Source organism: Daejeonella sp. (assembly GCF_044342615.1).
GTDB lineage: Bacteria > Bacteroidota > Bacteroidia > Sphingobacteriales > Sphingobacteriaceae > Daejeonella.
Genome location: NZ_JBIIPN010000109.1, coordinates 1 through 8,665 on the forward strand (window position 1 = coordinate 1; position 8,665 = coordinate 8,665).

7 protein-coding genes are annotated in these 8,665 nt (G+C 37.3%); 4 read left to right on the top strand and 3 right to left on the bottom strand.

From position 1 onward, the window contains the following. Window positions 1-1,062: class II fumarate hydratase (locus tag ACIQ0D_RS09625; protein ID WP_395805067.1), on the bottom strand; the 1,062-nt coding region annotated here is incomplete at its 3' end. 186 nt (window positions 1,063-1,248) lie between these two features. Here ACIQ0D_RS09625 and ACIQ0D_RS09630 point away from each other — a divergent pair. The 4 genes from ACIQ0D_RS09630 to ACIQ0D_RS09645 all read left to right on the top strand — a co-directional run bounded on the left by ACIQ0D_RS09630 (window position 1,249) and on the right by ACIQ0D_RS09645 (window position 6,280). Beyond that, window positions 1,249-2,457 carry a serine hydrolase domain-containing protein gene (locus tag ACIQ0D_RS09630; protein ID WP_395805069.1) on the top strand — a complete coding sequence of 403 codons (1,209 nt, stop codon included), beginning with the start codon at window positions 1,249-1,251 and terminating at the stop codon, window positions 2,455-2,457. A 76-nt stretch (window positions 2,458-2,533) separates the two neighbouring features. Then, a complete protein-coding gene (locus ACIQ0D_RS09635) occupies window positions 2,534-2,842 on the top strand; it encodes a YbaB/EbfC family nucleoid-associated protein (RefSeq protein ID WP_395805071.1) in 309 nt (102 codons plus the stop codon). A gap of 459 nt (window positions 2,843-3,301) precedes the next feature. Continuing rightward, window positions 3,302-6,037 carry a class I SAM-dependent DNA methyltransferase gene (locus ACIQ0D_RS09640; RefSeq protein ID WP_395805073.1) on the top strand — a complete coding sequence of 912 codons (2,736 nt, stop codon included), beginning with the start codon at window positions 3,302-3,304 and terminating at the stop codon, window positions 6,035-6,037. Window positions 6,038-6,127: 90 nt separating this feature from the next. Beyond that, window positions 6,128-6,280, top strand: coding sequence for a YbaB/EbfC family nucleoid-associated protein (locus tag ACIQ0D_RS09645; protein ID WP_395805079.1), 153 nt, complete (start codon window positions 6,128-6,130; stop codon window positions 6,278-6,280). A 67-nt stretch (window positions 6,281-6,347) separates the two neighbouring features. On the opposite strand, the gene ACIQ0D_RS09650 is transcribed toward ACIQ0D_RS09645, so the two are convergent. Together ACIQ0D_RS09650 and ACIQ0D_RS09655 are read right to left on the bottom strand one after the other, a co-directional pair. Continuing rightward, a complete protein-coding gene (locus tag ACIQ0D_RS09650) occupies window positions 6,348-7,613 on the bottom strand; it encodes a glucose-1-phosphate adenylyltransferase (RefSeq protein WP_395805075.1) in 1,266 nt (421 codons plus the stop codon). Window position 7,614: 1 nt separating this feature from the next. After that, window positions 7,615-8,665: glycogen synthase (locus tag ACIQ0D_RS09655; protein ID WP_395805077.1), on the bottom strand; the 1,051-nt coding region annotated here is incomplete at its 5' end.

The following is an 8,665-nucleotide window of genomic DNA, read 5'->3' on the forward strand; positions in this document are numbered from 1 at the left end:
ATTTGATCCGCCGATGCTGATGGTTACATCATTACCCATAACCTGCGCAGCAACCATGGTAATCGCCTCATTTTGAGTGGGATTAACCTTTCCTGGCATGATAGAAGAGCCTGGTTCATTATCAGGAATATGAATTTCTCCAATTCCAGAGCGCGGACCAGAAGCAAGAAGGCGAATATCATTTCCGATTTTCATCAGCGAAACCGCAATTTGCTTCAAAGCACCATGTGTTTCTACAATGGCATCATGTGCTGCAAGTGCTTCAAATTTGTTTTCAGCAGTTATGAATGGAAGTCCGGTAAATTGGGCAATATAATCGGCCACCTTAACATCATAACCTTTAGGCGTATTAATTCCCGTACCAACGGCAGTCCCACCAAGCGCTAACTCCGAAAGGTGGTCTAGGGTATTTCTCAAAGCTTTTAAACCGTGGTTAAGCTGTGAAACATAACCCGAAAACTCCTGTCCCAGGGTTAAAGGCGTAGCATCCATTAAGTGCGTACGACCAATTTTAACCACATCTTTAAATTTCTCAACCTTCACTTGAAGTGCATCACGAAGTTTCTCAACCCCTGGAATAGTTACTTCCATCACCATTTTATATGCCGCAATGTGCATGGCTGTAGGATAGGTATCGTTAGAAGATTGCGATTTATTTACATCATCATTTGGATGAATAAATGTGCTTCCTTCCCCAAGCTTATTTCCTTGTAAAACATGAGAACGATTGGCTACAACCTCATTTACGTTCATGTTAGATTGCGTACCTGAGCCTGTTTGCCAAATTACCAATGGAAATTCGGAGGCTAGCTTGCCCGCTAAGATTTCCTCGCATACCTGTGCAATAAGATCACGTTTCTCAACAGATAAAATTCCGCTATCGCAATTGGTATAGGCGGCAGCTTTTTTAAGGTAGGCAAAAGCTTCAATAATTTCCTTGGGCATACTAGCTTCGGGACCAATTTTAAAATTATTTCTTGATCTTTCGGTTTGCGCTCCCCAGTATTTATCGGCAGGCACCTTTACCTCGCCCATTGTATCGTGTTCTACTCTGTAAGTCATTGGAATGGAATTATTTGTTAAACTGCAAATTTAGATTTTTTTACCTTGTGTTGGGATCAAAAAATAAGATTTTATGCGCTTTATTGTAATTTTTATAAGATCTGGGCGGGTGTTTAAAACTCTTTTGCTACACTCAGTATAATATTTTCTAATTTTCAGCATTAATTCTACCAAGAACCTTACCCAATGAGACAATATATAAAAGGCATCCTATTTATTTCAGTCGGCATATTACTAATTCAGGCGTGTAGCTCTGAACCCGAAAAGGGAAAAAAAGAGAGAACACTTTCCGACGATCAAGTGGATAGCATTGCTTTGATTTATGATCCTAAAAAAGCTGACAAAAGGATTGATGAGATTGTGATGCGACTTCATCGGCGTTCAGGCTTTAATGGCAATGTTTTGGTAGCAAAAGATGGTAAAATTATTTATGAAAAAGCGATTGGCTGGGCCGATTATTTACATCGCGACAGCTTAAAAATAAATTCGGTATTTGAATTGGCCTCCATCACAAAGACCTTTACTTCTACGGCAATTATGATGCTTGTTGAACAGGGTAAGCTCAAACTTGATCAAGATGTGAAGGAATTTTTTCCTGATTTTCCGTACGATGGCATTACCGTTAAACTATTGCTCACCCACCGATCGGGCATGATGAATTATGTTTATTTTATTGATGATTTGTGGAAGGCGCAGAAGAAGAATCAGCGGGTGGGCATTGATAATATGGAGGTGATGAAGCAGATAGCGGAGCACAAACCTAATCCATACATGAAGCCAGACCGGAAATTCCATTATAATAATTCGAATTATATGGTTTTGGGAGCTATTATTGAAAAGGTTAGCGGACAAAGGTATTCTGTTTTTATGGCCGAAAATATATTCAAACCCCTTGGGATGAAGCAAACGGCGGTGTATTCAAAGTCTGAATATGAGAAGATACCCGTTGATGTGGTGGGACATGATCGTACTTGGAGACGCTCGGTGGCGCAAAACTTTTTGGATGGCCCTGTTGGTGATAAAGGAATTTACAGCACCATTCATGATCTTTATTTGTTTGATCGCGCTATGCGTAAGGGCCGTTTGCTTGAAGATTCGACCCTCGATTCGGTGTACGCGCCACATAATGAAATGCAAAAAGGACATTTTAATTATGGTTATGGCTGGCGCACCTTTACCGATGCCAAGCATAAAGTAGTTTATCATACCGGTTGGTGGCATGGTTTTCGTCATATTTATTTGAGGCAATTGGATAAAGATATTACCATCATTTTACTTACTAACCTCACCAATGGGAGTCTGTTAAAATTGGACGATTTGTTTAATGCGGCAGGTATGCCCGTGGTTAGAAGAAGTGCGTATGGCGGAAATGGACAAGCAAGTGATGATGATTAAAGGCTTTATTTTTCACGCTTAAAGCGGATATTTTTATTTAAATGTATCCTAAATTTGTAAGATAAAAATTTGAATTATGTTCGATAAATTAATGCAGGCCCAGCAAATGGCTGGAGAGATAAAAAATCGTTTGGATAACATTTCTGTTTCGGCAGAAGTAGAAGGCGGTAAGATTAAGATTAGCTCAACCGCAAATAAGCGTATTACGAGCGTTAGCATTGACCCGCAATTTCTGGCTTCTGCCGATGCGGAGGAATTGGAAGATTTACTTTTGACTGCCATGAATAAGGTTTTGGATCAGGCAGACAATGTGCATCAGACTGAAATGCAGGCCGCTACACGTAATATGATGGGTGGTTTAGGCGATTTATTTGGAAAACAGTAAAAATTTTCGTATATTAAATAATCGTCCCATTTTCAATCACCGCCATTTTTTTGATCACGATAATTCCACTGTCCGCTAGTTTTAGCACCGCCGTCTCTCTACGAATTTATAAATATCAGGAGTCTTCAGACTCCTATTAATTCTCCCGGTACCCAATAATTTTCCATCGATTTCAAAAATTGATTTTCTAAACAACAGAAGGGCTGTTGTACAGTATTAGGCTCTAGCAGTGGGGTTTTAATGAGTGTGAAGACCCTAATCATTGAAGAATCCGTAGACACCGCTGCGCTGAAGTCTACTGACAGTGGAGTAAAGGATTTTACGATCTGCTTTATACAATAAATTTTTCAGCATAATTACCCCACCACCAAACAGTTAATTAAAACAATCGTTTTTTGCTATATTGTAAATTAATATTAGGCTTTTTAATAATTAACTTCGTAGCTCGATAATAAAAATATGGCATTAAGTTGGAACGAAATTAAAGACCGAGCAGTTAAATTTTCCAAAGAATGGAAAGATACCACCAATGAAGAAGCGGATGCTAAACCTTTTTTGGACGCTTTTTTTGATGTTTTTGGAATTACCCGTAAAAAGATTGGAACGTTTGAACACCGTGTAAAGAAACTATCCGACGCCGATGGTTACATCGACCTACTTTGGAAAGGAACTATCTTGGTAGAAATGAAAAGTCGAGGTAAAAACCTGGACAAAGCCTTTCAACAAGCCATTGATTACACACACGGTTTAAAACAAAACGAATTACCAAAATACGTTTTGGTATGCGATTTTCATATTTTTAGGTTATATGATACCGAAGAACAATCCACATTACAATTTAATTTAGATGAATTAATTCATAACGTTCAAAGTTTCGGTTATCTTTTAGGCTATCAAAAGAAAACATATAAAGAGCAAGACCCTGCCAACATCAAAGCAGCCGAATTAATGGGAAAACTCCACGATCGATTAGAAGAAATTGGTTATGAAGGACATCCCTTAGAAGTGTATTTGGTTCGGATTTTATTCTGTTTGTTTGCAGAAGACACCACCATTTTTGAAAAACAACAATTTCAAGATTATATAGAACACAGAACTGCTGAAGATGGCAGTGATTTAGCTTCCAAAATTCAAGAATTGTTTCAAGTATTAAATACTGCCAAAGACAAGCGATTCAAGAATTTAGACGAGCAATTGAACGACTTTCCATATGTGAATGGTAAATTGTTTGAAGAAATTTTACCGATGGCAAGTTTTGACAGCAAAATGCGCCAAGCGGTATTAGATTGTTGTTACATCGATTGGAGTAAAATTTCACCGGCTATTTTTGGTTCTATGTTTCAAAGTGTAATGAATCCTAAAGAACGAAGAAACTTAGGAGCGCATTACACCAGTGAAAGCAATATCTTAAAACTGATCAAACCCTTGTTTTTAGATGAATTATGGGAAGAATTTGAAACTATCAAAGGCAATAAAAACAAACTTCCCGAATTCCATAAGAAGATTAGCCAACTCAAATTCTTAGACCCCGCTTGTGGTTGTGGGAACTTCTTAGTCATTACTTATCGTGAATTACGATTATTAGAATTAGAGATTTTACGAGCCTTATACAAATCAGGTCAAGGAATTCTCGATGTCCGAGAAATAATGCTTTTGGATGTGGATATGATGTACGGCATTGAATACGAAGAATTTCCAGCACGTATTGCCGAAGTGGCCATGTGGTTAATTGACCACCAAATGAACATGCAAATTAGTCATGAATTTGGACAATACTTTGCTCGTTTGCCCTTGAAAAAATCAGCTAAAATTGTTCATGGAGATGCCTTAGAAGTTAATTGGGAAGACGTAGTTTCTAAAAAAGAGCTAACACATATTATTGGAAATCCTCCTTTTATTGGTTCAAAAATTATGAGCCAGTTTCAAAGAAATCAAATTATTAAAGAGTTTGATAACAGTAAAGGTTGTGGGGTTTTAGATTATGTTTCGGGATGGTATTTAAAAGCAGCTAAATACATACAAGGCACTTCGACCAAGGCAGCTTTTGTTTCAACAAATTCAGTAGTTCAAGGCGAACAAACTGCAATTCTTTGGGGGCAAATGTTAACAAAATATGGTGTTAAAATCCATTTTGCTCATAAAACTTTTAAATGGAGTAACGAAGCTAAAGGTAATGCTGCAGTTTATTGCATTATTGTCGGTTTTGCCAATTTTGATATAAAAAACAAAGTTTTATTTGAATACGAAGACATAAAAGGAGAGCCACTAGCTATACAAGTAAAAAACATCAACCCCTATTTGGTTGATGCAAAAGATATTTTTATTGAAAAAAGAAGGAAACCTATTTGCAATGTTCCAGAAATAGCTTTTGGAAGTATGCCTAATGATGGTGGAAATTTCTTCATAAATGAAAATGAAATAGATGAAATTACATTAAATGAACCTATATCAATTGAATATATAAAACCATTTATTGGAGCCCAAGAATTTCTAAATGGTCAAAAGAAATACTGTTATTGGTTTGAAAATGTAAATCCTAAAGACTGGAATTTAATGCCGATTGCTTTACAAAAAGTAAAAGCTGTTGAGAAATTACGAGGAAATAGTTCAAGAGAAGCAACAAAAAAACTAGCACTTTATCCAATGTTATTTGGAGAAATTAGACAGCCAAAATCAAATTACATTCTAATTCCGAGAGTTTCATCTGAGAATAGAAAAATAATACCCATTGGAATTTTTGATGAAAATTCAATTATTGGTGATACATGTTTAAGTATTGAAAATGCAAACTATTATCATTTTGGAATACTTAATTCAACTATGCACATGGCTTGGGTAAAAACCACTTGTGGTAGATTAAAAAGTGATTTTAGATACTCCAATGAAATTGTTTACAATAACTACCCTTGGCCAGAAAATCCAACCGAAAAACAGATAAAAACGATTGAAGAAAAAGCACAAACTGTTTTAGATGTTAGAGCTTCTTTCCCTTCTAGTTCATTAGCAGATTTATACAATCCGTTAACTATGCCACCAGCTTTAGTAAAAGCCCACAACGAGCTAGACAAAGCCGTTGATGTCGCCTACAGCAAACAAGCCTTCACCAGCGAAGCCAAACGTATGGAGTTTTTATTTGAGTTATATGAGAAATATACGGCTGGGTTGTTTGTGAAGGAGAAGAAAGGGAAGAAATGATTAAAAGAATTATAAACACGTACAAAAATCTAAATTTAGATATTGAAGATTTAGGAGAAATCAATTATTTCGTAATGAAAAACGGTTAAGATTAGTTCAAAAGCAAATAAACGTATTACGAGCGTTAGTATTGCCCCGCAATTTCTGGCTTCTTCCGATGCGGAGGAATTGGAAGATTTACTTTTGACTGCTATAAATAAGGTTTTGTATTATGCTGATAATGTGCATCATACTGAAATATAGGCCGCTACACCTAATATGATGGGTGGTTTAGGCGATTTATTTGGAAAACAGTAAAAATTTTCGTATATTAAATAATCGTCCCATTTTCAATCACCGCCATTTTTTTGATCACGATAATTCCATTTTTAATGGTGTGCGTTTTAAAATCGCCGTCGTTTAGGTGCGTGCCGCCATTGATGCGGACATCGTTGCCAATGAAACAGTTTTTATCAATAATGGCATTTTTAATATAGCAACGTTCGCCAATGCCCATAATGGGCGTTTGCGACTCTCCAGACTCTTTTAACTCTTTGAGGGTTTGATAGCGATCGCCACCCATTACATAGCCGTTTACAATGGTAGTACCTGTCCCGATTCGGGTTCTGATGCCAATTACGCTTCGTTCAATGCGACTGGCATGAATGATGCAGCCATCGGCAACAATTGTTTTTTCGAGGGTTGTTCCCACAATTTTGGATGGGGGAAGCATCCGAGCCCGGGTAAAAATGGGCCTTTTTTCGAAGAGGTTGAATTCAGGAATATCATCCGTTAAGCCAATATTTGCTTCAAAAAAGGAGTGAATATTACCAATATCGGTCCAATAACCTTCAAATTGATAGCTGAGCACTTTATGATAGGAGATGGATTGTGGTATTATTTCCTTCCCAAAATCAGTTCTCGTATTATTTTCGAGTAGCTCAAACAGTAAATTTCTATTGAATAGGTAAATCCCCATGGAGGCTAAATATTCTTTTCCGTTCGCTTTCAATGTTTCGCTTACGTCTGATTTCCAATCGTGCAGTACTTCTTGTTTGGGTTTTTCGATGAAGGAGGTGATGATGTTATTTTCGTCGGATTTTAAAATCCCAAAATCGCTGGCATCATTTTCATGGACGGGAATGGTGGCGATGCTGATGTCGGCACCATTTTTTTCATGATTTCTAATCATTTCATCAAAGTCCATTTGGTATAACTGATCGCCCGAGAGGATCAAAATATAATCGCATTCATGCTGTTCCAAATGATTGAGACTTTGGCGCACCGCATCGGCCGTACCCTGAAACCAAGTGCTATTTCCGGGAGTTTGTTCAGCTGCCAGAATATCCACAAAGGCCTCACTAAAAAAGCTAAAATGATAGGTGTTTTTAATGTGTTTATTTAAGGAAGCGGAATTGAATTGTGTTAACACAAAAATGCGTTCAATACCGGAGTTTAGGCAATTTGAAATGGGAATATCCACCAAGCGGTATTTTCCAGCAATGGGTACTGCGGGTTTGGAACGTGTATCGGTTAATGGATACAATCGCGAACCCTGTCCGCCGCCTAACACTACTGATATCACTTTCGAATTCATTTTAACCGCCTAATATGTGTTCATATAAATGGATATATTTCTTGCTTGATTCATCCCAAGAGAAGTTCAATGCCATCATCTTTTTCCTTGTTTTTGTAAGCATTTCGCGATTTGCGAATAGCGAAATAGCTCTTCCAATGGCTTGAATTAGATTTTCAATGGATAGTTCATCAATGCATAATCCATAGCCGTCTTTATTTTCTAGATCAATTACAGTGTCTTTTAAGCCACCAGTTTTATGAACGATAGGGATTGTACCATATCGGATGGCATAAAGTTGATTTAAGCCACAGGGCTCTACCCTAGAGGGCATGAGCAAGAAATCTGCACTCGCATACATTCGATGTGCTAGTGCTTCATTATAACCAATATGAAGTCCATAATGTTTGCGATGTTTTAAATTTATTTTGCCCAATTCTTTTTCGGTTTTTTGATTCCCCGATCCCAAAACGAGTATATTTATTTGATTTTCAAAGGTTTTTAAACAATTATTTATTGTTTCGGCTAAGAGATCTGCGCCTTTTTCTACTACCAACCGTCCTATAAAAATCAAAAGTGGTTTTTCCGGATTGAAGCCAAATTCTTCACAGAGTTTCTTTTTATTTTCAAGTTTCGACTCATCTACTGTTTCAGTACTAAAGTTTTTATCAATCAAAGGATCCTTTTCGGGATCCCAAACTTGGGTGTCAATGCCATTTATTATTCCTAAACCCTTGTTTTTTTCTTGTTGGAAGAGTTTCTCAAGACCACTTGAATTTTGGGATAGCTCATCGAGGTAAGATGGGGATACTGTTGTAAACTTCGTGGAACATTTAACGGATGAGGCTAGTGAATTGATGCAGGTTAACCAGCTCAAGTATTCGGATTTGCTGGGATCAAATTCTGGTAGCAGATCCATTTTATCCCAACCCAAACAACCTTGATATTCTGCATTGTGTATGGTGCAAACGGTGGCTATGCCTGCCAGCGATTTGAAGGGATTGGAATATCGCATGAGGAATGGTATGAGTCCGGCGTGATGATCATGGCAATGAATGATATCTGGTTTATTT

Excerpts from the sequence above, each read along its gene's own strand:
- ACIQ0D_RS09650 (WP_395805075.1), bottom strand. The coding sequence starts at position 7,613 with ATGAATTCGAAAGTGATATCAGTAGTGTTAGGCGGCGGACAGGGTTCG.
- ACIQ0D_RS09630 (WP_395805069.1), top strand. The coding sequence starts at position 1,249 with ATGAGACAATATATAAAAGGCATCCTATTTATTTCAGTCGGCATATTA.
- ACIQ0D_RS09640 (WP_395805073.1), top strand. The coding sequence starts at position 3,302 with ATGGCATTAAGTTGGAACGAAATTAAAGACCGAGCAGTTAAATTTTCC.
- ACIQ0D_RS09635 (WP_395805071.1), top strand. The coding sequence starts at position 2,534 with ATGTTCGATAAATTAATGCAGGCCCAGCAAATGGCTGGAGAGATAAAA.